The sequence below is a fragment of the Arthrobacter sp. ES3-54 genome, assembly GCF_029504395.1.
Taxonomy (GTDB): domain Bacteria; phylum Actinomycetota; class Actinomycetes; order Actinomycetales; family Micrococcaceae; genus Arthrobacter.
Window position 1 is genome coordinate 186,679 of the sequence record NZ_JAQFIF010000004.1, and the last position, 23,340, is coordinate 210,018.

The 23,340-nt window shown below is 65.5% G+C and carries 24 protein-coding genes and 1 pseudogene; 12 read left to right on the forward strand and 13 right to left on the reverse strand.

Annotation, left to right across the window (positions count from 1 at the left end):
- The first annotated feature begins 67 nt into the window (after positions 1-67).
- Positions 68-772 carry an SOS response-associated peptidase gene (locus M2428_RS09410; RefSeq protein WP_277525690.1) on the forward strand — a complete coding sequence of 235 codons (705 nt, stop codon included), beginning with the start codon at positions 68-70 and terminating at the stop codon, positions 770-772.
- On the opposite strand, the gene M2428_RS09415 is transcribed toward M2428_RS09410, so the two are convergent.
- A complete protein-coding gene (locus M2428_RS09415; protein WP_346780739.1) occupies positions 773-1,342 on the reverse strand; it encodes an ATP-dependent DNA ligase in 570 nt (189 codons plus the stop codon).
- Between the two features lie 189 nt (positions 1,343-1,531).
- Here M2428_RS09415 and M2428_RS09420 point away from each other — a divergent pair, with 189 nt between their 5' ends.
- From M2428_RS09420 to M2428_RS09430, 3 genes are all read left to right on the forward strand, one after another.
- On the forward strand, positions 1,532-2,068 hold the full coding sequence (locus M2428_RS09420) for a TetR/AcrR family transcriptional regulator (protein WP_277525691.1): 537 nt from the start codon (positions 1,532-1,534) through the stop codon (positions 2,066-2,068).
- Positions 2,065-3,012: an EamA family transporter gene (locus M2428_RS09425; protein ID WP_277525692.1), complete on the forward strand. Its 948-nt coding sequence runs from the start codon at positions 2,065-2,067 to the stop codon at positions 3,010-3,012. The genes M2428_RS09420 and M2428_RS09425 overlap by 4 nt, the downstream gene beginning before the upstream one ends.
- Positions 3,013-3,916: 904 nt before the next feature.
- Positions 3,917-4,939, forward strand: coding sequence for an LLM class flavin-dependent oxidoreductase (locus M2428_RS09430; RefSeq protein ID WP_277525693.1), 1,023 nt, complete (start codon positions 3,917-3,919; stop codon positions 4,937-4,939).
- 88 nt (positions 4,940-5,027) lie between these two features.
- On the opposite strand, the gene M2428_RS09435 is transcribed toward M2428_RS09430, so the two are convergent.
- On the reverse strand, positions 5,028-5,591 hold the full coding sequence (locus M2428_RS09435; RefSeq protein ID WP_277525694.1) for a DoxX family protein: 564 nt from the start codon (positions 5,589-5,591) through the stop codon (positions 5,028-5,030).
- A gap of 786 nt (positions 5,592-6,377) precedes the next feature.
- On the opposite strand from M2428_RS09435, the gene M2428_RS09440 reads away from it, so the two are divergent.
- Both M2428_RS09440 and M2428_RS09445 read left to right on the forward strand, forming a co-directional pair.
- Entirely contained in the window at positions 6,378-6,785 is a 408-nt protein-coding gene (locus tag M2428_RS09440; protein WP_277525695.1) for a nuclear transport factor 2 family protein, read from the forward strand.
- Entirely contained in the window at positions 6,782-7,480 is a 699-nt protein-coding gene (locus tag M2428_RS09445) for an SDR family NAD(P)-dependent oxidoreductase (protein ID WP_277525696.1), read from the forward strand. Before M2428_RS09440 ends, M2428_RS09445 begins: the two co-directional genes overlap by 4 nt.
- A gap of 45 nt (positions 7,481-7,525) precedes the next feature.
- Here the strand turns inward: M2428_RS09445 and M2428_RS09450 are convergent, their stop codons facing one another.
- From M2428_RS09450 to M2428_RS22245, 5 genes are all read right to left on the reverse strand, one after another.
- Entirely contained in the window at positions 7,526-7,786 is a 261-nt protein-coding gene (locus M2428_RS09450) for an SDR family oxidoreductase (protein ID WP_277525697.1), read from the reverse strand.
- Between the two features lie 376 nt (positions 7,787-8,162).
- Entirely contained in the window at positions 8,163-8,453 is a 291-nt protein-coding gene (locus M2428_RS09455; protein WP_277525698.1) for a muconolactone Delta-isomerase family protein, read from the reverse strand.
- A 32-nt stretch (positions 8,454-8,485) separates the two neighbouring features.
- Positions 8,486-8,863: an SgcJ/EcaC family oxidoreductase gene (locus M2428_RS09460; RefSeq protein WP_277525699.1), complete on the reverse strand. Its 378-nt coding sequence runs from the start codon at positions 8,861-8,863 to the stop codon at positions 8,486-8,488.
- A gap of 646 nt (positions 8,864-9,509) precedes the next feature.
- Positions 9,510-9,797, reverse strand: coding sequence for a hypothetical protein (locus M2428_RS22240; RefSeq protein ID WP_346780734.1), 288 nt, complete (start codon positions 9,795-9,797; stop codon positions 9,510-9,512).
- Positions 9,794-10,036, reverse strand: a complete 243-nt coding sequence (locus M2428_RS22245) for a hypothetical protein (RefSeq protein ID WP_346780735.1) — start codon at positions 10,034-10,036, stop codon at positions 9,794-9,796. Before M2428_RS22245 ends, M2428_RS22240 begins: the two co-directional genes overlap by 4 nt.
- 1,414 nt (positions 10,037-11,450) lie before the next feature.
- Between M2428_RS22245 and M2428_RS09470 the strand changes: the two genes are divergently transcribed.
- On the forward strand, positions 11,451-11,756 hold the full coding sequence (locus M2428_RS09470) for an EthD family reductase (RefSeq protein WP_277525700.1): 306 nt from the start codon (positions 11,451-11,453) through the stop codon (positions 11,754-11,756).
- Positions 11,757-11,895: 139 nt separating this feature from the next.
- Here the strand turns inward: M2428_RS09470 and M2428_RS09475 are convergent, their stop codons facing one another.
- On the reverse strand, positions 11,896-12,714 hold the full coding sequence (locus M2428_RS09475) for a hypothetical protein (protein ID WP_277525701.1): 819 nt from the start codon (positions 12,712-12,714) through the stop codon (positions 11,896-11,898).
- A gap of 208 nt (positions 12,715-12,922) precedes the next feature.
- On the opposite strand from M2428_RS09475, the gene M2428_RS09480 reads away from it, so the two are divergent.
- Positions 12,923-14,236 carry a hypothetical protein gene (locus M2428_RS09480; protein ID WP_277525702.1) on the forward strand — a complete coding sequence of 438 codons (1,314 nt, stop codon included), beginning with the start codon at positions 12,923-12,925 and terminating at the stop codon, positions 14,234-14,236.
- Here the strand turns inward: M2428_RS09480 and M2428_RS09485 are convergent.
- Positions 14,228-14,872: pseudogene (locus M2428_RS09485) on the reverse strand (phospholipase); the annotation flags it as partial. The gene M2428_RS09480 and the pseudogene M2428_RS09485 overlap by 9 nt on opposite strands.
- Here M2428_RS09485 and M2428_RS09490 point away from each other — a divergent pair.
- The 4 genes from M2428_RS09490 to M2428_RS09505 all read left to right on the forward strand — a co-directional run bounded on the left by M2428_RS09490 (position 14,759) and on the right by M2428_RS09505 (position 18,470).
- Positions 14,759-15,073 (forward strand): hypothetical protein, encoded by a 315-nt coding sequence (locus M2428_RS09490; RefSeq protein WP_277525953.1) that lies wholly within the window; start codon positions 14,759-14,761, stop codon positions 15,071-15,073. The pseudogene M2428_RS09485 and the gene M2428_RS09490 sit on opposite strands and share 114 nt — an antisense overlap.
- 713 nt (positions 15,074-15,786) lie before the next feature.
- Positions 15,787-16,176: a hypothetical protein gene (locus M2428_RS09495; protein ID WP_277525703.1), complete on the forward strand. Its 390-nt coding sequence runs from the start codon at positions 15,787-15,789 to the stop codon at positions 16,174-16,176.
- Between the two features lie 151 nt (positions 16,177-16,327).
- A complete protein-coding gene (locus M2428_RS09500; protein ID WP_277525704.1) occupies positions 16,328-17,428 on the forward strand; it encodes a phosphotransferase in 1,101 nt (366 codons plus the stop codon).
- 73 nt (positions 17,429-17,501) lie between these two features.
- Complete coding sequence (locus M2428_RS09505; RefSeq protein ID WP_277525705.1) at positions 17,502-18,470, forward strand: GNAT family N-acetyltransferase; 969 nt, start codon at positions 17,502-17,504, stop codon at positions 18,468-18,470.
- A gap of 201 nt (positions 18,471-18,671) precedes the next feature.
- Here the strand turns inward: M2428_RS09505 and M2428_RS09510 are convergent, their stop codons facing one another.
- The 4 genes from M2428_RS09510 to M2428_RS09525 form a co-directional block, all read right to left on the reverse strand.
- Positions 18,672-19,196, reverse strand: coding sequence for a DUF2087 domain-containing protein (locus tag M2428_RS09510; protein WP_277525706.1), 525 nt, complete (start codon positions 19,194-19,196; stop codon positions 18,672-18,674).
- Positions 19,197-19,580: 384 nt separating this feature from the next.
- Positions 19,581-21,401 (reverse strand): HNH endonuclease signature motif containing protein, encoded by a 1,821-nt coding sequence (locus M2428_RS09515; protein ID WP_277525707.1) that lies wholly within the window; start codon positions 21,399-21,401, stop codon positions 19,581-19,583.
- Between the two features lie 325 nt (positions 21,402-21,726).
- Positions 21,727-22,122 carry a universal stress protein gene (locus M2428_RS09520; protein WP_277525708.1) on the reverse strand — a complete coding sequence of 132 codons (396 nt, stop codon included), beginning with the start codon at positions 22,120-22,122 and terminating at the stop codon, positions 21,727-21,729.
- A gap of 88 nt (positions 22,123-22,210) precedes the next feature.
- A complete protein-coding gene (locus M2428_RS09525; RefSeq protein ID WP_346780736.1) occupies positions 22,211-23,122 on the reverse strand; it encodes a 2-hydroxyacid dehydrogenase in 912 nt (303 codons plus the stop codon).
- Positions 23,123-23,340 lie beyond the last annotated feature (218 nt).

Genomic DNA, 23,340 nt, shown 5'->3' on the forward strand with positions numbered 1-23,340 from the left:
CGGCTCGGGGCAGGGACCTCGGCTGGGGGTCGTGGTCGGCGAATGCGGCGTGGGGCACAATGAATCCATGTGCGGCAGATACGTGATGTCCAAGGCCACCGGGGATCTCCTCAGCCAGTTCGAGGCCAAGGAGATCGAAGGCAGCCCGCCCCCGCCCAGCTGGAACGTCGCCCCGACCCAGGATGTCCCCATCATCGCGGAGCGCTTGGACGAGGGCTCCGTGGACCGGCGGTTGTTGATCGCCCGCTGGGGTCTGGTTCCGTCCTGGGCCAAGGACCTCAAGATCGGTTTGAGGCTGATCAACGCCCGCAGCGAATCGATCCTGGACAAGCCGTCATTCCGCAGGGCCGCCTTCAAACGCCGGGCCCTGGTCCCGGCGGAGGGATATTACGAGTGGCAGAAGACCGAGGACGGGAAGAAGATCCCGAACTACCTCTACTCCGAAAAGGAGAATGTGCTCGCCTTCGCCGGGCTGTATGAGTTCTGGCCGGACCCGTCCCTTCCCGAGGATGACCCGCACCGGTGGCTGCTCAGCTGCACCGTCCTGACGACTACGGCGCATGATTCTGTCGGCCACGTCCATGACCGGGCTCCGGTCATCATTCCGCCCAGTATGTATGCCCAGTGGCTGGACCCGGACACGACGGACAAGGACAAGGTGCAGGAGATGCTTGATGCGATCCCTGAACCGGTTCTGACGCCCCGGGTGGTCACCGACCGGGTCAATAGCGTGCGGAACAACGGCCCGGAACTGATTGAGCCGGGCACCTGATCACTGCTCTGCTGTGTGGCCAAGTGGACGCAGTATTTCGGGCAGGGTGATGTCCGCGGGGGACAGTTCCGGCCTGGCGCGGAGGACGCGGAGCGGGTGACGGAAGGACCTGCCTGACCAGGCCGTATCGGCGGAGACTTCCACTGCCACAGGTTCGACCAGTGTCAGCGCAACCGGTTCCTTGTCGCGGTTGAACCGGTCCAGGGCGGTGCCTTTCACGGTCGTGGGCCAGGGGTGGGCGCCGCAGGGAGGTTGCAGCCACCGCGCCAGTTCCCGCGCAGCTGCCGTCTTCAAAGGTGTGGATCTACCGACGATCCGCAGCTCCCCGTCCAGGACCAGCCCGGCCACGACCTCCCGGGGCTCGGTGATCGGCCCGATGACTGCCCCGCAAATGATTTCCACGGTTTCGCGGTGCTTGAGTTTCAGCCACGACCTGGCTCCCGGGGTGTAGGGCTGGTCGTTGTCTTTGATGACCAGCCCTTCAATCCCGGTGTGGGGCATCTCGTCAAACCACCGGGCCGCCTCGTCCGCGGAGCACGTCAGTAACGGTCGTTTGCGAAGCGTGCAAATGAGTCCTGGTGAATTGTTGGGGGTGCGCCGGCGGCGCGGTTCACACCACTTTGGATTTGTGGGCGTTCCCCTTGGTGGCGGATCCGCATGGTGTTCTGCCTGTTAAGTAGGTAGACTGGGCTACCTACTTTAGGACGTGATGTTGTGGGTGATGGTGTGGGCCGGGAGCGGCCGGCGCGTGATCGGTTGATGACGGCCGCCGCTGAGTTGTTCTATGCGCATGGGATGGCCGCTACCGGGATTGATGCGATCACCGAGAGGGCGGGTGTGGCGCGGAAGAGCCTGTACAACAACTTCGCGTCCAAGGACGATCTGGTGCTCGCTTATATCCGGGAACGCCACCAGGAGTGGCTGGGGCTGTACGAGCAGCGCGTCATCAATGCACAGACTTCGCGCGATCGGGTGTTGGCGGTGTTCGATGCCTATATCGACCATGCCGGCGCCGCCTACGTCCACGGGTTTCGCGGGTGCGGGCTGCTCAACGCAGCCGCCGAGCTGCCTGCGGGCGCGCCCGGGCGGGTGGCGGTCCGCGAGCACAAGGAACAGGTCGAGGCGATCCTGGCCGCGGGTCTGGCCGGGATCGTCGACGCCGATCGGGCCGCAGAGCTCGCCGAGCAGCTGGCGTTCGTGCTCGAAGGTGCGGTAGCCCGCGCCGGCCTGGAGGGCTCGGCGGAGCGCTTGGTCCATGCCCGTGCCATGGCCTCCTCGCTGGTGGATGCCGCGTGAGGCGCGAGAGGTTGATCGCCATCGCGGCGATCACCGTCACCTCAATACTGTGGGGCACCACGGGCACCGCCGCAACATTCGCACCCGGCGCCGGCCCGCTGGCGATCGGAGCCGCCGCCCTGGGGATCGGCGGCATCCTCCAGGCTCTCATCGCGATCCCTGCGCTCCGCGCCGGCCGCGGGCAACTACGCGCCAACCTGCCCCTGACCGCTCTGGGCGCCGTGGCGGTGGCGATCTACCCACTGGCGTTCTACAGCTCGATGCACCTGGCCGGAGTGGCGCTGGGCACCGTCGTGTCCCTGGCCTCGGCCCCACTGGCTTCCGGTGTACTGGAATGGTTCGCCCAACGCACCCCGCTCAGCCGGTGGTGGATGCTGGCCGCCGGACTCGGCGTCACCGGCAGCACCCTGCTGTGCCTTTCCAAGATGACCCACGACCCCGGCGACGCCGGTTCGACGCTTGCCGGCATCGCGCTCGGTCTGGTCGCCGGCGCCACGTACGCCACATATTCGTGGTGCGCCCAACGCCTCATGAGCCGCGGCATTAGTCGCGCCGCCTCGATGGGGGCAGTGTTCGGGGCGGGCGGCACCCTGCTTGTGCCGGTCCTGCTCCTGACCGGCGCACCGCTGATCGCGAGCTCCCAGGCGTTCGTCGTCGCAGCCTACATGGCTCTGATCCCGATGTTTCTGGGCTACGTGCTCTTCGGATATGGTCTGGCACGCGTCACGGCCAGCACCGCAACCACCATCACACTGAGTGAGCCGGCCATTGCCGCGATCCTGGCGGTGGCCATCGTCGGCGAACGCCTCAGCACTGTTGGCTGGACCGGACTTGGCATTATTGCCGTGGCTCTCGCGGTCCTGGCGATCGCGCCAACCAACGCCGTTGGTGCACTGCCGAAATCCGACCCCAACCGCGCGAGCACTCAGATGGCCGCCAGCTAATACAGGATCGGGCCGCGAGGAGCCCCGCACCATACGATGTTCGATTGGCGAAGCATGCTGCCGGCTACCAGGACCGGCTCCGAAGACACGCCGGCCTGCGGCTGGACGATCCGCTGATCAGCCATTACTGTCTTGCAGTATCAAATTCTGGCAGGGGCGCACACCACGCCCGGGAAGGAGGCGCGCATCACCACTGACCAAGACCACCAACCCACTGTCCAATTCCTGGAAAGCCCCTCAGCTGAGGGGCTTTCCCATTTCCGGTACCCGGGGACCCTTGGCCGCCGCGGAAGTGAGCGGTGTCGACGGACCGGTAACCGACACCGCGACCATCATCCGAATCACCGGCGAACACTTCCGCCTCTTCGACAGCTTTGCACCCTCGTCCGCCGCATCCAAAGGCCCTACCACCTCGATACCCCACGCCCCAGATCACCGACGCCGCAAGGGAAACCCTCCTCATCCGCCACTAAGCGCTGCGAATTCACCGCCAAATAGCTCTGCGATTCACAGCGGCAAGGACCGCCGCTGTCTCGAAATGCCGTCCAACAACAGGCAGTCTCACACCAGCGAGTTGTTCGGGATTAAGAGAACACGGGGACGGCTAGTGGCTGTGATCGGGTACGCAGGGCACGGGCGTGCTGGCGGCGATTCACGAAGCCTTCGGCATCCTCAAGACGGCCATACGGACCGGCGGGACGCCGGAACCCTTGCCGGAACGGCCGCGCTTCCTCCGCCAGGAAACCGCGACCCTGAACCATTCACTGCCCCTGTGCGACCCGTAAGGGAGGCGACGGACGGGCCGCATCTGCGGCCGTGGCGGACGCGGCCCGTGCCGCGGGAGGGGGTGCGAGGCTGAGGCCCCGCGGGAATAAGAACCCCCGCCACCATGTTGGTTTCTGGTGTGAAAAACATCGGATTCCTGTCCTTCGGCCATTGGACCGACCACCCGGAGTCCGGCACGCGCAACGCGTCGGATGCGCTGTTGCAGGCGATCGACCTCGCGGTCGCGGCCGAGGAACTGGGGGCGAACGGCGCCTACTTCCGCGTCCACCACTTCGCGCAGCAATACGCCTCCCCGTTCCCGCTGCTCGCTGCGATCGGGGCACGGACAAGCCGCATCGAGATCGGTACCGGCGTGATCGACATGCGCTACGAGAACCCGCTCTACATGGCGGAGGACGCCGGCGCGGCCGACCTGATCTCGGGCGGCCGGCTGCAGCTGGGCATCAGTAGGGGTTCACCCGAGCAGGTCATCGACGGGTGGCGTCACTTCGGCTTCGCCCCCGCCGAGGGCGAGTCGGACGCCGACATGGGCCGCAGGCACACCGAGCGTCTGCTCGAGGTGCTCACTGGCGAGGGCTTCGCGGCGCCGAGCCCCCGACCGATGTTCCCGAACCCTCCGGGCCTGCTGCGCGTGGAGCCGCACTCGGAGGGCCTGCGCGAGCGCATCTGGTGGGGTTCCGGCTCGAACGCCACGGCCATCTGGGCGGCGAAGCTCGGCATGAACCTGCAGAGCTCCACGCTCAAGGATGACGAGAGCGGCAAGCCCTTCCACGTCCAGCAGGCCGAGCAGATCGAGCTCTACCGGCAGGCCTGGAAGGAGGCGGGGCACGAGCGGGAGCCGCGCGTCTCGGTCAGCCGCAGCATCTTCGCACTGACGGACGAGCGCGACTGGCAATACTTCGCCCGCGACCGCCACAGCTCCGACCAGGTGGGCAACATCGACGAGAAAACGCGCGCGGTCTTTGGCCGGTCCTACGCGGGTGCCCCGGACGAGCTGGCCGCGAAGCTGGCCGAGGACGAGGCGATCGCCAGGGCAGACACCCTACTGCTCACGGTCCCGAACCAGCTCGGTGTCGACTACAACGCCCACGTCATCGAGTCGATCCTGAAGTACGTGGCGCCGCAGCTCGGCTGGCGCTGACCCTGCGTGGCAGATTCCCCCTAGGAGACTGCTGAATTAGTGGCTTGGTTGGCCAATGCATGGGTGGCTAGGGCGTGTCGGGATGGACTTAGCCTTCTTCCACCGGGGATCCGGAATCCGGTGCCACCGTGTCGTTGGCCAGGGCTTTACGCCGGCGGTAGATCTGGATCCCGATGGCTGCCGGTATCACGGCTAAGGCAGCCGCCCGCATCCAGGGCCGGTCCAGGACATGACCGGTGAGCGAGTCCAGGGAGAAGGGTCCGGGCCCTCCGATGGTGAACGATGCTGCCGCCAGGCCCAGCACCGCGGGGTACTCAAGGCCGCCCTCTGTGGCGAAGAAGCCGTTAGGGGCATGGACGCTGGCCGCAACGCCCATCGTGGTGGCAGCGGCGGCGCCGGCGGCCGGAGTGGCCAGCCCCAGAGCCAAGGCAACACCGGCTCCTGCTTCACCCACGCCTGCGAGGATGGCACTGGGTTTTGCTGGGCGGAAGCCCATGGCGTGCATGCCCTTGCTGGTGCCTTCGATGCCTCCTCCGCCGAACCACCCGAAGAGTTTCTGGGATCCGTGAGCGATGAGCACGCCTCCGAGGGCGACCCGGAACAGGGTCTGTGCGGCGGCGGCAGCCTCAGGGCTGGTCGATGCATGGCGCATAGGGTCCTCCTTGAATTGGCCGTGGCGCTGCGCCGGCCGGCGCTCCTTGTCCAGCACGATTCTACGTCGGCGGGACGAACCGGTCACGGGAAAGAACCTTTAGGAAGATCTTTCTCCCGCCGCAGGGGGCAACAGGATTCACAGGTACTGCAAGAAAACGTGCAGCGACAGGACAGCGCGGGTTAGGCGCGCCCGGCCGAGCTTGGCCCCGCAGCTGCGCAAAGGGGCAACGGCGCCGCGAGAGCGGGTCGCGACCGCGCACCGGGAAGTCGTCATGCTGTTCGGCGTCATCGCCTCCCAAGTCGCCTTCGACGCACCGTGCGTACGTCGGCAGATAGACACACGACTGGGAAAGGTCACAGATCTGCGTCGCACTCACACCGAGAGTTTTGAACGTGCGTGCGTCCCTCGCCGACGTTGCATCGGCCGGCCGAGAAGCCGCTGTAGCCGGAATCGAGCCTCATCCCGTTCAGTCGTGCGTAGGACCCTGCGTCCTATCGCTCCGCAAGGAGGCGCTGGGCGCCATCGGCATCGAAGGTCCGAGTTCGCTGCCCGACGATGGTTAGATCGGACAACCGGCGGTGGCGGTCGAGGAGTTAGCGTGAGACACTCGCCGACCCCAAAGCACTCTCGGCATGCGCACCCGGCCGCATTGGCCGCGCACGCGACCTCTCATATCGACCTGGTCGGGGTGAAAGTGGATTGCGAGAGGAACTGCCAGCACTCAAACTGGACCACAAGCAGACCGCCGGGCGGCGACCTGAACCGACGGTAATCCCGCACGGAATGGACAACACGATGGATCCGACCAGGGCGGCACTCGAGGCACACTGGCGCTCATCGGAAAGCGGGGATAGCGAAGCCGAACACGCTATCTATTCCGACGACGCGATCCTCGACTATCCCCAGTCGGGTGAACGCTTTCGAGGTCGAACGACGATTGCGGCGCAACGTGGTGGACACCCTGCCGAGAGGCATTTCACGGTACTGCGGATCGTCGGCAGCGGGAATCTGTGGGTGAGCGAGTGCATCATCACGTATGACGGCGTGCCGACATACTCGGTGTCCGTCATGCAATTCGCTCAAGAGAAGGTAGTGCATGAGACGCAGTACTTCGCCGACACCTTTGGCGCCCCCGCATGGCGGATAGCAATCGCAGAGCCGATGCCGGGCCGGCAGATCGAAGGGGCATGATGCCGACCGGAGGGACGAGTAATGCGGCCGCAATCGACCCGAAGCACGTCCTGATCATCGGAGTCGGACCGGGCCTCGGGGCCGCTGTGGCCCGTCGCTATGCCAGAGGAGGGTTCCGAATCACGCTCGTCGCGCGCCATGAGGAGTCCCTTGCCGCTCTCGCCGACGAATTGCGCGCTTCCGGCGCCAACGTCGACACCGTGCTCGCCGACGCCGCCGACCAGGAGTCGTTCCGTCTACGGATGCAAGCCATCGCACAGATCGACGCCCCAGGAATCGTGGTCTACAACGCTGCCCTGATCGCAAGAGACAGTGTCCTGGCCGCGGACGCCACGTATCTGATGGCCGCGTACAACGTCGACGTGCTCGGCGCCATCACTGCTGCGCAGGTTTTCACGCCGGCGATGGCACAGGCCCGCACCGGCACGTTCCTGACGACGGGCAGCTGGCTCAGCCACGACCCGCAGCCCGAGCATGCGACCCTCTCGATCGGAAAGACCGCCCTGCGCGCGGTGACCCATTTGTTGCATTACGAGCTGGCCCGGCAGAACGTGCACGTCACCGGGGTCACCATCGCCGGAGACATCGCGGATGGAACAGCGTTCGCGCCGGAACTGATCGCCGAAGCCTACTGGCGGCTTCACTCTCAGCCGGCATCGGAGTGGAGCCCAGAGGCTGTCTTCGACGGCAACTGATCAGCGTCGCCGTATAGGGAAGTGTCGTGGGCCGACCCTGCTTCCTCACTCCTTCCCAAGGACTTGCTCGCCGCCATCGACGTCGAAGGTCGCACCCGTCAGTGCAGAGTTGGTCATGATGTGAACAGCGGGCGCGGCCACGTCCTCCGGTTCCACAACCCTCCGGATGGGCAGGGTTCTGCCAAGCTCTGTGCGACGGGCGTCGAGATCGTCGCCGAGCAGTGACGCCGACAGAGGCGTGTCCACGAAGCCTGCCGCGAGGGTGCCGACATTCCTGGCGCTCACCGCCTCGTCGATGGTGCTCATGACTCTGTGCTTCTCCTGTCTTGACGGGTCGCTTCGAACATGGAGAGGGGACATCCGCCGTGCCGAAGTCGACGTTATTACGGGAGCCAATGGGCTGGAACGTCGGTTTTCGGGCGTCCGGATGCTCGAATCGCCCACAAGCCGTCGACGGGTGCGCGACGGCTCACCACCGTACTGCCGATGCGGTCGGCGTAGCGGCCGCCGATCCGTCCGCCGAATCGGAGCGGGCTGAATTCGCACGCCTCGCTGGCCGACCTCGCGGCGGCCTACCGGGAAGTCGCAGTCGCCGCCGGCATCGCACCGTACCCGACGGCATCCTGACGCGAGCCGCACTCCGCCCCGGACTGCTCACCCCTCCGTGAGGAGCAGTCGACAACTATGCGCCAGGATCGTTCGGATGTGGCGACAGCGGCGTCACACTGTCGTGCCGCCACACCCGAAGCGGCATCGACGCGAGCACCTGCTCCAGTTCGTCGGCGTCACGCGCCTGGAAGAGACCCCAGGTGCGCCATTCGCCCTCGGCGACGGGAGGGCGCCACAGCCGCAGAAGGTGTCCCTGAGCGGCGAGGTTGCGCGAATTGGCCGCCTCTCTGCTCCGCATGTCGGCGACTGCCTCGTCCGGCGTGCCCTCCGGGACCGTCGTCCTCATGTCGACCAGGAATTCCATTGCGTTTCCTCCCGTCTCCGATCGCGTGAACCCTATGCCTCGATCTTCGACACGTGATAGTGCCGGATGAGCCACTCGCCCTCCGAGCGCACCAGCGCCACGGTCAGATGCACCGGAATCACCGCGGCGTTCGGCGGCGTGAAGTCCACGTCGACGAACGCGAGGAACGTGTCGTCCGAGAACGCACGCGTCTCCAGCACCGTGTACGTCGGGGTGAGCCCCACGGGCTGCTTGTCGTAATAGGCGGCGACTCCGGCTCGGCCAACGACCGGCGTCCTGTCGAAGCCCTGGAAGATTGCATCCTCGGTGAAGTACGCGGCGACGCGCTTGGGCTCGTGGCGCCGCACGGCGTCGGCCCAGCTGTCGAGCACCCGGATGAGTACAGCATCCTGTTCGGTCGTAACGGTCATGGTTACTCTGTCGCTTTCTCGAATCTGGTCATTTTCCGGCGCTCTGACCGCCGTCGACGTGGAGGAACTCTCTCTTGACGAACGGAGCCTACTCGAGGTATAGCACGCAGCGCACGATGTCGTCGATCTCGCCCATGCATCCCACCGGGACGGGCAGCTTCAGGAGCCGGGAAGAAGCTGAATCCCAGATCGAGCGATGGAAGATCCGGGACCGGTGTGGTGGGCGGCCGGACGTCCGCGGCCTGATGCCGCATCTGGCGGCCCGCCCGTCAGGCAGCTACGGACCTAGGCCCGCTGCCGGGGCCGGCCGTCCCGTTGCTGGCTGGGCCGGCCTCACCTGGTTGTACGCAGGATTTTCACAGGACAAGCCCGGCACTCCGTCGCACGACTGATCCCCGCGGCCAGCGAGCTCATGAATGCTGGCCACAAACCCCGAATCTGTCACCCTGCTTGTTTGACGAGGAGCGTAGATCAGAACGCCGCGTTTGCTCTCACGGTGAAGATGAGACGCGCATCCAGGCCAGGCCCTTCCTGGCCCCGCGCCGCCAAGACATTCTCTGGGCCATGCTCCGTGATGCGTCCTTAGCCACGGGAGGGAGCGCGGTGCGGCAAGCGGAGTTCAGTCGAGAGTGGTGCCGAAGGAGGCCTATCTCTCGTACCAGCCCTCGAGGAGGGCGCGTCCAAGGGTGCCGTTGAACAGGTTGAACATCAGCAGGGCGGGCGTCGCCTCTGGGTCAATCTCGAACTTCTCGGCGGCGAGGGCGAGGACCGCAAAGATGTAGCGATGTTTCCCGGTGCCTTCCGGAGGCCCGGCGGCGACGTAGCGCTTCAGCCTAGCGTCGTTCGGGAGCTGGAAGGCGCCCGGCGGGAGCCCCGAGCCCGACTCATTGCCGGCGCCTGCGGGCAGCTCGGTGACGTTGGCGGGAATGTTCACCCCGGCCCAGTGCCAGAAACCGGTGACCGAGGGCGCTTCGGGTCGCACATGGTGACCACGAAGCTCTGCGTCCCTGGCGGGAACCCGCTCCAGGAGAGCTGCGGGGAAACGTCCTCACCGCTGGCGCCGAAGATGCGGCTGACCTGCGGCATCGCCAGCTTCTCGCCCTCCCGCAGGTCGCTGCTGATCAGTGAGAACGAGGCCGCTGTGGGAAGGTTCTCGTAGGGGTTCCAAGTCATCTGACTTCTCCTGTTTCCTGAGAATAATTGACGTGAGATCAGCGGCTTCACATTTCTTCAGTTTGATGCGGCCGAACCCGGATTGCGACCTCCCCGTGGCACCGACCTACAGGTCTTCTTCGCGGAGCAGGCCAAGGTTGCGGAACGCGAGGTGGCCGTCGCAGATCCCGGCCAGAAATGCTGGGGAGTTTCCTGTTTAGCGGCGGTTCGCGTTTTCCATGCCCTCATCGTAGGGGGGGAAGTCGACCATGAGTAGGTAGGTGTCGTCGGCATCCCGGGCCCCTTATGAGCCCGGATCCGTCGGGAAGGTAGCTCTGGGGGCCGGTCGTAATCCGCGAGTTCCCTGCTGTGTAAGGAGAATGTGGGTTGCGAAGGACGCGTTTTACCCACTCAGAAGGGGCATCCGGTGGTCGATGAACCCGGGGAAGCGGGATGTGCCTTCCTGGAGCAGGCAAAACGGATCGAGGCGGCCAAGGGCGCCAGGAAAGGCCCGAAGCCCCCGGACAGGACCTGAAGCTCTCAAACCCCGACCGTCACTAGTCTGTACCAGCATCAGCTATGGCCCAGGAAAGACTATGCACGAGCCTAGGTCGGCCCTTCGGAACCGCGCAGGGAGCATAAAGGACCATTTGGTTTGTCCACGTCCAGGCGCGCACCGACTGCTCCTACCGCGGAAGCAGGCCGAGAGGCGATGGTCCTCGGGACCAAGTAGCCTGTCCATCTACGTTCTTTCTTTGTCCTCGGCTGTTGTTGTCAACAACGAAGAAGGCCCCGCCCGTTGAATCCAACGAGCGGGGCCTTTTCGTTTTGCAGCAGCGACGCTAAGGCCTGAGCGTCAACCAACGACAGCCCGGTCAGGCTTCCAGTTGTCACACCAGCGGCCTCCTCCGCAATCCGGGCGAATGTCAGGCGGGGTCTTTCCGAGGCGCCTCACCCCTGTGTGCCTGGTGAGCTGTTGGTTGTGAAATGAACGGGTCTTTGCGATCCAGTCGCGTGCTCGGTTCACCAGTTGCGGGCTTTCAGTCATGATCACTAGCAGCGCATCCGCGGCAATCGCGAGGATTGGCCCGAGGCCATTTGGAAGGGACAACCCCGCAATTGCCTCAGCGCCCTAGTCGCGGGCTTTCTTGAAGGCCCAACTGACCTTCTGAGGGTCGCCTTAAAACGTCGCCGTGGTCGTGTTCTATGAGACTGGTGCCAAGGGCGAGTCCGTAGGGTCGGGCGCGGTACAACTCCAACTGTTCGGACTGCGCGTGGTTGTCGTTGACGTTTTCGCATATGCGCGTAGAGACGGAGTGATGCTCGTTGGGCCATGGACGTCGTGTGCGCGGACTCCTAATGTGAAAGTGCAGCCATGTTGTCCGCTTCCCGCATCACCACGAGTGCTTCACCCACCATGAGTAAGGACGAAGCAATGCAAACCAAAATCACGCTGATCATCGATAACCCGTCCGCGCCGGAACTCTTCGAACAGGAAATGCCCACAATTCTTGACCGCGTCGCAGCGCTGGACGGGCTCGTCCGGTTCGAGTCCGCCAAAGTGTGGCCAAAGGAAGACGGCACAGCGACGCCTGCGTATCGCACACTGGACCTCTATTTCGAAGATTACGACTCTGCCTCACAGGCTGTGGGAACTGCTTCTGCGGGTGCGTTTTTCGAAGCGCTCGCTAAGGCCGGCGGCACCTTCACTGGACTGTTCTCCGAGGTGGAATCCAGCTAGGGCGAGGCCGCGACCAGTTTGGGCCTGGCCGCGATTTCGTCGCGGAGAGCTTTGAGTGCGGCGATGTGGATCTCCGAAGCCGTCGAGCAGTGCCGAGTTAGAGGGGTTTCCTAGCGGGCCTGCATCCGTGTCTTCGCCATCACGGTGCGAGCGGCTCGGCCGATCCCGAATCCGAGGGCACCTCCGGCTCCGAGGTCTGTGCGGAATCGGGGGCAGGCTCCGGGCTCGGTTCGGTTCCGGGGGCGAGGTCCGCCGGCGGCGTGTCGCTTGATTCGTCGGCTCCCGGCTCTGCAGTTCCGGCCGAGCCGCTGTCCCCGCGAGTGGGGCTGCCGTTCGTTGTCAGGCCGCCTTCGTCGTTAGCGCCTCCCTCGACATGCCCGGGCACTTCCTCCAGGTTCTTAGCTGATTCGTCTTTCTCGTCCGGGACAGCCGGATTGCCGGTCAATGCTTTGCCCAGCGTCGTCGTGGGCCCGGTGGCACCGCCGTCGATGCTCGATGTCGACGAGACGAGGCTGGAGATGGGCCGATTGGTTCCGAATTCGACCGCCGTGACACCGACCATCGCGATAACGAATGCGGCAGCACTGACCGCCCCAACCTTGATCCAGGTCTTGGGGGTGAACTTCCTCCTCACACGTTCGGCTCGAGGTTCGTCGCTCTCGGCAGGCGCGCTGGCGACCAGCACCTCGCCGTCGTCAGCGGGCAGTCCGACCCCGCGTCGTTGGGGGATTTTTTTCATTGCCACGGTGGCGGCCGAACTGAGTGTGCGGGCATAGAGAGCGGCGCCCACCGTGGCAACGATAGAGCCGAGTGCGGCGCCGATAAGCGTCCCGGCAACGCCTAGAAAGGACCCCACCAAGGCAGAGGTCACCGCGGCCAAAGCCGAGCCAATAGTCTGGGTGCCACTGAGTCCGAGGAGCTGTTTGGGCTTGTCGTCATTAGCGGAGTCTGCAGGCATATTCACACGCATTTCAGTCAGGGGAATGTTACGAATAGATAACTTTACCTGTCTGCGGCAGGTTCCCGGCTGCGGCCGCATTTATTTGAGACGCTTCTCACAGGCAAGAGGACCGAGGAGCCGACGCATGGCGGAAGCCTGGCCGAGACCGGACTTGCCCTCGAGAGTGGCTCGACCGGCTGCTATCCGCGGCGCTACCGTTGAAGTGATGTCTGGGATGGACAAGTTTGACGGGTTGCTGGCCTCGGCGCGGGCGGCGTACGCCCGCGGCGACTGGCATGCGGCTTACCGGCAGCTCAGCCAGGCCCGGGCATTGTCCGAACTGGAGACGGGGGACTTGAGTCTCTTGGGCAGAGCCGCATGGTGGCTAGGACAGGTCAAGGAATCGCTAGAGGTTTCGGAGGACGTCTACCACCGCTTCGAGGACGACGGCGATGCACCAGATGCGGCCATGAAGGCCCTGCACCTTGGGCTGCTGTGGTTCATCCGCGGAGATGTGGTCATTGCTTCCGGTTGGGTGAGCCGTGCCCGGGGACTACTGCAGGGTCTTCCAGAGGGTCCGGAGCACGGCTATCTGCTCTACCTGGATGCCAGCCTCGCGCTTAGTCTCACGGACTTGGGCCCGGCGGGGGAGACAGCGGCCAAGTTGCAGGACATGGGCCGGAGCCTGCGCGTCCCCGCCCTCACATCCTTCGGTTTGGTGCTCGCCGGCCTGGCAGACCTGCGCAGCGGCAGCACCGCATCTGGCTTTGCGCAACTGGACGAGGCAATGCTTCCGGTACTCGCCGGCCGGGTGCCGCCGGAATGGGCAGGAGAAATCTACTGCACGGTGATCCACGCGTGCCACGAGCTGGCCGACCTGCACCGGATGCGTGCCTGGACTGACGCCACCGAGCAGTGGGGTGAGCAGTTCGTGGGAGACGTGGTGTATGCCGGCATCTGCCGCATCCACCGGCTGCAGCTGCTGAGCATCGAAGGCGGCTGGGACGCGGCGGAACATGCGATCGAGCAGAGCGGGGCGGAGCCCGTGGACCTCCCGAAGCGACCCAGAGACTCTGTTCGGCAGTCGGAGGTCCGTGCCGCCCTCTTTGCAGCAGACTTGCTTGCCCTAGAACTGGGTAGTGCCGCGCAGACGGTGGGGGCGGCCGTCCGGGTCCACGATAAGGCGGCTCATCGGATCCGCCCAGAGACGTTGGCGGGGCGACACCGGCTCCGGGGTGTGGTGGCGCACGTGTCCGGCGGGTCGGGGGGAGTGCCGGCCAGCCTCATGCCAGTGGTCGAGAGCGTCTGCGGTGGTATTCCAAAGTTCGAGCCCGGCCGCCGGGTCGTGGAGCTGGGGATCGTTCTGGTCCAGGCCCAGGTGTTCGGCCCAGAGTTGGAGCCGGAGCCGGTGGGCCAACGGCCGGGAGTTGTCGTGGCCGTTGTCTGTGGCGGCCGCGTCCCGGTTGTCGGCAGTCGTGTCGAACACGGCGCAGGTGAGCTCGCTGTCGGTGGTCCAGGACCGGCGGTTGAAGTTGTCTGAGCCGCAGGTGAACCAAGTGTCGTCGATGATGCAGATTTTGGCATGGACGTAGATCGGAGTTCCCAAGCGGTTCTCCAGGTCAAACACGCCGACCCTGTCGGGCGCGACGCGGCGCAGCATTCCGATGGCACCCAGTTGCCCGATCCGGCTAGGCGGCCCTGCGAGAGACCCATCAGAATCGGGGTAACGGGGCACAACGGCAATCACCCTCAATGTGGGATTCCGTTCGAGGGCCTCAGCGATTCCGGCCGCGACCTCTGTCGACCACAGGTACTGATCCTCGACGTAGATCAGCGACCGGGCGCGGGCGAACCCCTTCGCGTAGGCGCGGGCAATGCTGCGCTCCCCAACAGGAGCGAACGGAAACGGGGGACGTTTCACGCCGTAGGTGCGCAGCAGCTGCACGGCATGAGGGCCCGCCGGTGGCGGCGGGGGCGCAGTGGCCGGAAGCGGTTCGGGGTGCCGGGGCATGCGGGCCAGACGTTGCAGCAGCATCCGGTAGGGGGTGCGTCGGTCCAGGGGATGGGGGTCGTTCCACCGTTCAGCGAACACTGCCAGCAGATCTGCCACCACGGGGCCACGCAGTTCGAGGGCGGCGTCGTGCCAGGGGGGTCGTTTCCCGTACCGGGAATCCATGGTGACCGCCTGCGGGTCTCCCGCGTGGTCGGCATCGTCTCGACGGCTGTGGGAAAGGTCGATTCCGCCAACGAACGCGACGTCCCGCGACGGATTGTCACGACGTCGGATGATGAACATCTTTTGGTGATGGGAACCGAACAGGCGTACACGCTGATCCAGCAGGACCTCTCCGCCAGCCTCGTTTATTTCACGACCTAGGAGCTCGTTGGATCGGCCGCTCATCGGGGCCGATACGCGCTCGCCGTGGGATCTCCAGACAAGGCCGCGCACTTCCACTCCCGCACGAGCCAACGCCGCGAGCACATCGCCGATCGACGGTCCGTCCGCCAGCAGCCGCTCGTCGGCGTCGCCACGCCAGTCGGTGAACCACACGCGGTCTCCCGCCTGCAGAGCCGTCAGCTCCTCGTGCAGTCGGGCGAAGTAGGTCGCTCCATGAATCAGGGGCCGCACCAGATTGCCCTCCGACCAGGGCGGCGATCCGGCACCGCCCGCGTGCACTTCTGTGGCCAGATTTCCCCGCTCGGCTCGACTCAGAAACCACGTGCCAGCATCACTGTCCACTCAGTCCTCCTTTCGGGGCCCGAGGCCAGGCCACTAGTGTCCGGTCTCCAAAGTAGCCTATGACTTTGCTGAGGCGGCCGCGGGCGGTGTTGAGTACAAGGTCGTTGGAATCATCGATGAGCTGCCACAGCGCCTGCGAGCCCGTATCCGGGCCCTCTCCAGGAACAGCCGGGAGTGAGCGCCGCCATCAGTAGCACCCGCATGATCGCTGCTTCGCTCAGCCAGGGTGCTCACTGCCAATGAAGCAGGAGGAGGTTCAAAACGCCGCACTTTGGTCGGGGACTGAGAGGACAATGGTGCCTAATAGTCGGGTCCTGAGGGCCAAGTGGGACTGTCAACGGAGAGATGACATGGGTGATTCCATCGCTTACCTTGATACCTCCGATGTCCGTGCCGGAAAACTTGAGGAGCTCAAGGCTGCCATGGCCGGGCTCGCCGCGTTCGTTGAGCAGAATGAGCCGCGGATCATCTCCTACTGCGTCTGTTTCTCAGACGACGGCTCCGTCATGAGCGTCCTCCATTTTCATCCTGACGTAGCTTCGTTGGAGCTGCATATGAAGGTGGCGGGCCCCAAGTTCCTGCCAGTGGCACCGCTCATCAAGCTGAGAACAATCGAAATATTCGGCCGCCCAACCGAGGACCTGGTGGCGCAACTTCGAGCGAAGGCACAGCTCCTCGGCGGGGGATCCGTAATAGTCCGTGACGTTCACGCCGGTTTCGCCCGTTTCACCAGCGGTTAGCCTTCAGCAGCCGGTCCAACTCAGCCAGATCCATCCAACGGCGGTCCATGCATGAGGGATCCTTAATGCCACCTTCATCTGGTCCTCATGGTCTTCGTTCATGCTGGGTCACAGAACCTCAAGTGGCACTTCCACCGCTGGAGCTGATCCCATGAAGTGGTACCTGCCCGTCCCGCAGTACGCCGACGAAGCTACGGGCACAACTTGGCGCGTTAGCCGGGCCTGGTTCGACAAGAAGCCAGGAGACTACGTGCTGGAGGTACTGAGCCAGGGCCGGACCCGCGCCCTCCGTGGCGCCTATCTGCGTCAGGGGCGCTTTGAACTCGCACCGCTGGACGATCCCGGTCTGCCCTCCTTGCGGGCGGAAGCGCAGCAAGGCGAACTCATTACGTATCGGCCCCATAGGCGTGCGGTGGTCCGGGGGGAGGGCCGTTACAGCAAGATCTTCCGGCCAGGGCAGGCCATCGCGTCCGCCGAGCGCTGCGCACATGTGGACATTCTCCTGAGCGCCGCCGGAACCTTCATGACCCCTAGGATCCTTCGCAGCTCCGAGGATGTCATCGTTTTCAGCACAGTCCCGGGACCGACCCTGAACGAGCTGAGTGAGGACGACTCCACGACCGGCGATGAATCGTTTGCGGCGGCATGGGAGAAATGGGCGCGCTCGTGGGTTGCTCAGCTGAGCGCCCCGCACGGCAGCGCCGCACACAGCGTGCTGAGCAGCCTGCCGCTCCGCTCAGCAGAGGTGGAAGCAGCGGATCTGTGGCGATGCGTGAACCGCTGGCTGCGTCACTTCGAAAACGTGCCGGAAATGTCGCCTCAAGGCAGTGCCCTACGGGCCGCGGCAGAGGATGTGACGAAGAATTTGCTTCGGACCGCCCCGGATCCGCTGGTGTGGTCCCACGGAGACCTGCACGCCAAGCAGATCATCGCAGTCGACGACCGGTCCCCACTCGGATTGCTGGATTTTGACGAAGGAGCCCAAGCAGAGGCGGCCCTCGATCTGGCCAATATGGACGTGCGCTTGGCGCTGCACCAGCGACGGAACCACCTGTCGTCGGCACGTTACTTTACGGCTCACAATCAGGTGTTGGCCGTAGCCGAGGAACTGCATGTCAATCCGGACCGGTTCCATGCCTACACGGACACCCTCTGGCTCCGTGAGGCACTGGTTCCGCTCCCCGGGCGCCTAGCCACGGCCACCGCCGTTCTCGACGAACGGGCAAAGCTTTATCAAAGGGCCGGGGCATAGTTTCCGTCAACTCAAGCGTTCGGCTGCGAAACGTAGAATCTGCGCATTGGTTTATTGGTGGAGGGAGAGGCTCATGACCGCACAGGAAACCGGGCGAAAGAGTGTCGGGGGGCCGGTATCGGTCCGCCCGCTGCGGGAGGCGGACCTCGATCGCGCTGACGAGATCTGCAGGGTGGCTTTCGGGACCTTCCTCGGGGTCCCCGATCCGTTCGGGACCGCCGACTACGTCCGCACTCGCTTTGCCGCCGATCCGCACGCCGCGTTCGCCGCGACGGTCGACGGCGAGCTCGCAGGATCAAACTTCGCCGCCAACTGGGGCAGCGTCGGGTTCTTCGGACCGCTGACTGTGCGTCCGGACCTGTGGGATCACGGCGTCGGCAAAAGCCTGATGGAACCGATCATGGGCTGCTTCGAGACCTGGGGGAATAGCCACGTTGGCCTGTTCACCTTCTCGCACAGTCCAAAACACCTCGAGCTCTACCGCCGGTACGGTTTTTGGCCCCGGTTCCTGACCGCCGTCATGCACAAGCAGGTCGCGGCCCGTGGCGCCGTGCCCGGCCGGGTGATGTATGCCGAACTGTCCGCCGCCGAGCAGCCCGACTACCTCAGCGCCTGTCGCGCACTGACCGATGCCGTGTACGCGGGTCTGGACCTGGAACGCGAGATCGTGGCCACGCACGCGCAGGGTCTCGGGGACACCGTGCTGCTGCCGGGCGAGGCGGGACTCGACGGGCTGGCCGTGTGTCACTGCGGACCGGGCTCGGAGGCCGGCGCGGATGTGTGCTTCGTCAAGTTCGGCGCCGTACGCCCCGGCCGGCAGGCCGGTGACAGATTCGAACGACTACTCGATGCCTGCGAGCAACTGGCCGCCGAGCGCGGGCTGGGTCGGCTCGACGCCGGGATGAACCTAGGCCGCCAGGATGCCTATCAGCGCATGGTCGCCCGCGGTTTCCGTACAGGGTTGCAGGGCGTGACCATGCACCGGCCCAACGAGCCAGGCTACAGCCATCCCGACGCCTACGTGATCGATGACTGGCGCTGACACCCCATCCCCACCGTGCACGTTCTGGTCAACGGCTGGAAAGTCTTCCAAATAGGCCTATTTCACATTCTTCCTTCGGGCGGGCAATAAAAGCTGCCCGTCTTTGTATGCTGCCTGTGGCACAAGAAACGAGTGCGCCCCGTCTGCGCTGAGTTGGCGCTCGGACAGGTTCTGGCTCCATGAGAAGGCCAAGCTCGAAGCCTATGTTTCGTCGTGCCGCGAGTACGAGGAGCCGGAGGGCGTTCGCTCCAAGAGTCCGAAGTCGATCATGTAGCGGCGCAGCATCACGACATCATCGGTATAACTGAGGAGGCGTTCATTTACCTGCTTTTCCGTTAGGTGTTCGCCCGGCTCGATGGCTTCGCTGACAATCCAGGCCAGGAGCTCCCGCCGTTCCGTCATGTTGGCTGGATACCTGTCGATCCTGCCCAGTCGCATGAAGCGAGCCAACCCGGTCTGCGCCTGTCGCCGGGGTTGCTGCGTGAGCAGGTCGCGGAAGATCGCCTCAGGTGCCTCCAGCTCGTCTGCAGCATTCCGTTCAACGAGCCCGGACTCAAGCAGGGCAATGATGGCCCGGTTTCGTCGTTGGTCATTCAGCTCAGCAACCACGTCGGGGAGCTTGGCGCCCAGCACGATTTGCGCGTAGGCGGTCCGCGCGTCCTTGTTGGCGAGGGCTGCCACCACTCGCCGCCAGTGCGGTCCGCCCAGCCTCGTCCCTCCGGTCACAGCGTTTTCCTCACTCTGCGTCTGCCCCTGCCTGTGCTGGTCTCCGTGTGCTTGGTCAACAGGCAAAATCGTAGTCCTGCGCGGGTGTGCCGGACAGGGTCAGAGGGCGACCGGTGGCTGTCGGACGGAAAGCGGCCACGGATCCAAGAAGACGCGGAAACCCCCGGCGGTGTTGAGGTTGCGGCTGACCGCAAACGAGCGAATTCGGAGGTGGCGGGCCTGTGTCCTCGCATAAAGGACCGGGCTCTTTCTCTATTCGGTGATCTCTCTTCCTCTGCGTCCTCTGCGTCCTCTGCGTCCTCCGCGGACGAGCGACCAAACGGCAGGAAGCATGCCCCCAACTTTGGTTGGACTATAGCGCTGAAACGGCACGCTTAGAGTCGATCAGGCACATTGGAGCAGGACGCTTTCCGGGTAGGGGTCGTCGAGGAATTCTGGCCAGTACGGGTCGTCCGTGTCTGCGGCGGGCATTGGATTCTCGGCCGTGAATTGGTACCAGTCCGGGAAGGGGTCCGGGGGCAGTTCCGGCTCGGGATCCCGGCCGGGTTCCGGGTCCAGGTGCGCCGGCGGCGCCGGGTCCGGGTGGTGTCCCGGGTCCGGGTGGTGTCCCGGGTCCGGGTGGTGTCCCGGGTCCGCGGGCAGGCCGTGGTCCGGGCCTGTGTCAGTGTCTGTGTCTGTGGGCAGGAGGTGGTCCGGCCAGTCGGGTGGTTCCCAGTCCTGGTGTTCGCTGGGGTAGTGGCGTCCGGACGGTGAGGTCCAGCCCGGCGGGCTGTCCTTGCTGGCCCCGGCGTGTGTCCAGGCGGAGCCGTGTTTGAGGCGGTGGTGTCTGGGGCAGGGCTGGCCCAGGTTGGAGATGCCGGTGGTGCCGCCGTCGGCCCAGGCCAGGAGGTGGTCTGCCTCGTTGTCCAAAGAGTGGTTGCCGCAGCCGGGGAAGGTGCACCTGCCGTCGCGGAGCCGGAGCCAGTGCCGCTGGGCCGTCGTGAGACGGTAGCTGGTCCGGCCGATTTCCAGCGGGGCGCCGTCCCGGGGGTCGGTCAGGACCCGGTAGAAGGATCCGGCGCCCTCGGTGATCAGGCGGCGGGCCATGGACGGCGGGATCGGCCCGTAGCCGTCCAGGGTGGCGGGTTCGTCGGTGGCGCCCAGCAGGGACAGGACCGGGACGGTGATCAGGACCTGCGCCCGCGGGGACGGAACACCCCCGGCCACATGCCCGCCCGGGCCGGTGCGGCCGTCGGCCATTCCGCCGCCGGCCGCTCCGCGGGCCGTTCCGCAACTGGCCATTCCGCCGATGCCGGTGCCGCCGGCGGCCGCTCCGTCGGTGGCCCCGGTGCCGGTGTGGCTGGTGAGCAGCCAGGTGGCGGTGATGTCGGCGCGGAGCTGGCTGAGGGTCCGGGTCTCGTCCGGGCCCTGGAGGGCGCGGGCGGCGGCGGTGGTCCGGTCCCAGATCCCTGCGGCGCTGTCGGCCGGGAGGTAGGCGGAGAGCCAGGCCATGCCGTCCCGGTCCGGGAGGTACTCGACCCGCCGGTCCTCGGCGCTTGTGCTGTGGCGTCGTTCGATGCTGACCGGGTGGTGGCGTTCGCGCCAGGCGCGGGCCTTGGCCCGGAACCGGGACGCCACGAGGTCCCCGGCCGGGCAGCCGCGGGCGGGGGTCGGGGCGCCGGGGTCCAGGAAGTGGGCTTCCAGGCCGGCCGCTCCGGCCGGGTCCAGTCCGGTGGTTTCGTCGGCGATGATCCGGGCGTGCTGCCAGGAGATCGTCCCGGCCTGCAGGGCGGCCAGGGTCAGCGGCAGCGCCGTGGTCAGTGCCCGGCAATCGGACAGGAGGGCGCCGGCGGTTCGTTCGCTGACGGTCAGGACACAGGCGACCTCGGCGACCAGCGCCATGGCCTGGGCGGTGCGGTCCTGCGGCGATACCGCCGGGGGCGTCAGGGCCAGGGCAGCCCGCGCGTAGTCGGCGGCCAGCCTCACCTTCAGCGCCGCGGTCCGGGCTTCGATCCGGGCGACCTCGGCGAGCCCGTCCAGGCACCCGTCCGCCAGGCTCCGCAGCGGATCCGCGTCCCGCCACGGATCGGCCCCGGACAGATCAGCCCCGGACGGATCGGAACAGTCCACGCCAACGCCCACGAAAGCAGCAAGCGCAGCAACGGACGCGGCGACAGCCGCCACGGCCTCCCTGCTTTCCGCACTCCACGCCGCGCTGCTTTCCATACCCCCAGCAAATCACGAGGCACCGACATTATTAGTGCCTCCCAGAGACTCTGGCACTGACTTACGGGCTGAGAGGTTTTTGTCGCAAAATGATCCGTCCAACCCGCTCGGCCGAGGACGACGGCGGGTGGAAAGCCGTGCTCCAGTTGTTCGCCGAAAACCGGCGCCGCTCGGGTCATGTCCTGACGGCTGACGAATCGCGCGGCTTCCTCGCGACTTCAACGTCGCTGCCGGCCGCCGTCGCTGTCGCCCCGCCGTCGCTGCCGGCCGCCGTCGCTGTCGCCCCGCCGTCGCTGCCCGCCGTCGCACTGCTTACGTCGAGCGGTTACGAGCGGGACCCCACCGGGGGCTTGACGGCAGTAACGGGGCAGCCCGCTTCGAGGATGACCCTCTGGGCTGTGCTGCCCAGGAACAGTTTGCCCACCGGGGAACGACGCCGGACGCCGATGACGACGAGCTCGACGTCGTCCTCGAACGAGGCGTCGATGAGGACGTCGGCGGGATCGTCGTCGTTACCTGATGGCCGGATTCGCGCTGAAACGCCTTCCACGGAAGCCATGGCCAAGGCCGCTGACACCTCGGTCGGGGAGATGTCGCTCTGGGCGCCGGCCGCGGGCCACAGTATGTCCAACGTGGTCCGCCGGCGTGCTGCCTCCACGATGGCCGCGTGGAGTGCCGCATGGCCCTCCATCGTTGAAAGATACCCAACCGCTACGCTCATTGCCCGTTCTCCCAGCTTCGTTGAGGCTTCCTCTGGATGTGCCGACTACCGTAATTTGGGGATGCATGCGGCGCGTCCGGCCGGGCGCTCAACAAACCGGCGTCACCAGATTGCCCGTGGTCACGTACTGCTTCAGGTTCGCCAGCGTCAGCTCGGCCATCGCGGCCCGGGTCTCGTGTGTTCCGCTGCCCAAGTGGGGGAGAAGGACGACGTTGTCCAGGGCCAGCAGGTCGTGGGGCACCTTGGGTTCGTCGTCGAAGACATCGAGCCCCGCGCCGGCAAGCTGACCGGTCAGAAGCGCCGCCACCAGTGCCTCTTCGTCCACGACGGAACCCCGCGCCACGTTAATGAGGTAGCCGGAAGGGCCGAGTGCTTCAATCACTTCCGGACCGACCAGCTTGACTGAATCGGGCCCGCCCGCTGCCGCGATGATCAGGACATCGGACTGCAGCGCCAGATCCACCCGTGAGGTGCAGTACTCGTAAGGCACCTCCGCCACCGGCCGACGGTTGTGATAGCTGATGGTGCAATCGAAGCCTTCAAGCCTGCGGGCGATGACCCTGCCGATGCGTCCCAACCCGAGGATGCCGACACGTTTGCCGCTGGCCTTCGTGGCCAGGGGAAAGTTCCCCGCAGTGGCCCACTGGCCGGCGCGTACGTACCGGTCAGCCGCGCTGATCCGCCGCAGCACATCCAAGTACAACGCCAAGGCAGTGTCGGCGACGCAGTCGTTGAGGACCTCGGGGGTGTTGCTGACGGCGATGCCCCGTTCCCTGGCTTGGCTAATGTCGGTGGCGTCGTAGCCCACGCCGAAGTTCACGACGGCGCGCAAGGCCGGGAGCGCGCGCATCAGTTCCGGCCCCACGCCGACTTTGCCTGAGGTGACGGCTACATCGAAGTCGCTACCTCGACGTTGCAGGAATTCCGCTCGCTCCGCCGGCTCATCCGGAAGCCGGACGGCGCCGTAGTCAAGAACCACGGCGTCCTGTACAGAGGGCATCAAGGGTCCTACCTGAAGGACAGCTACGTTGTTCATACCTGCACCTTAGGTTTCGCAATCAATACGCGTCCAACTTCTAAGTTGCATCGATCAATGCGCCGTGCGCATTGATGCGGACTATTCCCAGCGATGACGCGGATCACGTGCCCCGTGGCGGTCGTCACAGGACAGAAGTTGAGTGGGTTTACGCGCTACGCAAACAGGCGAAGGACCGCTGT

Coding starts and splice junctions, on each gene's coding strand:
- M2428_RS09410 (WP_277525690.1), top strand. CDS start 68: ATGTGCGGCAGATACGTGATGTCCAAGGCCACCGGGGATCTCCTCAGC.
- M2428_RS09420 (WP_277525691.1), top strand. CDS start 1,532: ATGACGGCCGCCGCTGAGTTGTTCTATGCGCATGGGATGGCCGCTACC.
- M2428_RS09435 (WP_277525694.1), bottom strand. CDS start 5,591: ATGCGCCATGCATCGACCAGCCCTGAGGCTGCCGCCGCCGCACAGACC.
- M2428_RS09440 (WP_277525695.1), top strand. CDS start 6,378: ATGGACAACACGATGGATCCGACCAGGGCGGCACTCGAGGCACACTGG.
- M2428_RS09445 (WP_277525696.1), top strand. CDS start 6,782: ATGATGCCGACCGGAGGGACGAGTAATGCGGCCGCAATCGACCCGAAG.
- M2428_RS09450 (WP_277525697.1), bottom strand. CDS start 7,786: ATGAGCACCATCGACGAGGCGGTGAGCGCCAGGAATGTCGGCACCCTC.
- M2428_RS09455 (WP_277525698.1), bottom strand. CDS start 8,453: ATGGAATTCCTGGTCGACATGAGGACGACGGTCCCGGAGGGCACGCCG.
- M2428_RS09460 (WP_277525699.1), bottom strand. CDS start 8,863: ATGACCGTTACGACCGAACAGGATGCTGTACTCATCCGGGTGCTCGAC.
- M2428_RS22245 (WP_346780735.1), bottom strand. CDS start 10,036: ATGACTTGGAACCCCTACGAGAACCTTCCCACAGCGGCCTCGTTCTCA.
- M2428_RS09470 (WP_277525700.1), top strand. CDS start 11,451: ATGCAAACCAAAATCACGCTGATCATCGATAACCCGTCCGCGCCGGAA.
- M2428_RS09475 (WP_277525701.1), bottom strand. CDS start 12,714: ATGCCTGCAGACTCCGCTAATGACGACAAGCCCAAACAGCTCCTCGGA.
- M2428_RS09480 (WP_277525702.1), top strand. CDS start 12,923: ATGTCTGGGATGGACAAGTTTGACGGGTTGCTGGCCTCGGCGCGGGCG.
- M2428_RS09490 (WP_277525953.1), top strand. CDS start 14,759: ATGGGGGTCGTTCCACCGTTCAGCGAACACTGCCAGCAGATCTGCCAC.
- M2428_RS09495 (WP_277525703.1), top strand. CDS start 15,787: ATGGGTGATTCCATCGCTTACCTTGATACCTCCGATGTCCGTGCCGGA.
- M2428_RS09500 (WP_277525704.1), top strand. CDS start 16,328: ATGAAGTGGTACCTGCCCGTCCCGCAGTACGCCGACGAAGCTACGGGC.
- M2428_RS09505 (WP_277525705.1), top strand. CDS start 17,502: ATGACCGCACAGGAAACCGGGCGAAAGAGTGTCGGGGGGCCGGTATCG.
- M2428_RS09515 (WP_277525707.1), bottom strand. CDS start 21,401: ATGGAAAGCAGCGCGGCGTGGAGTGCGGAAAGCAGGGAGGCCGTGGCG.
- M2428_RS09520 (WP_277525708.1), bottom strand. CDS start 22,122: ATGAGCGTAGCGGTTGGGTATCTTTCAACGATGGAGGGCCATGCGGCA.
- M2428_RS09525 (WP_346780736.1), bottom strand. CDS start 23,122: ATGCCCTCTGTACAGGACGCCGTGGTTCTTGACTACGGCGCCGTCCGG.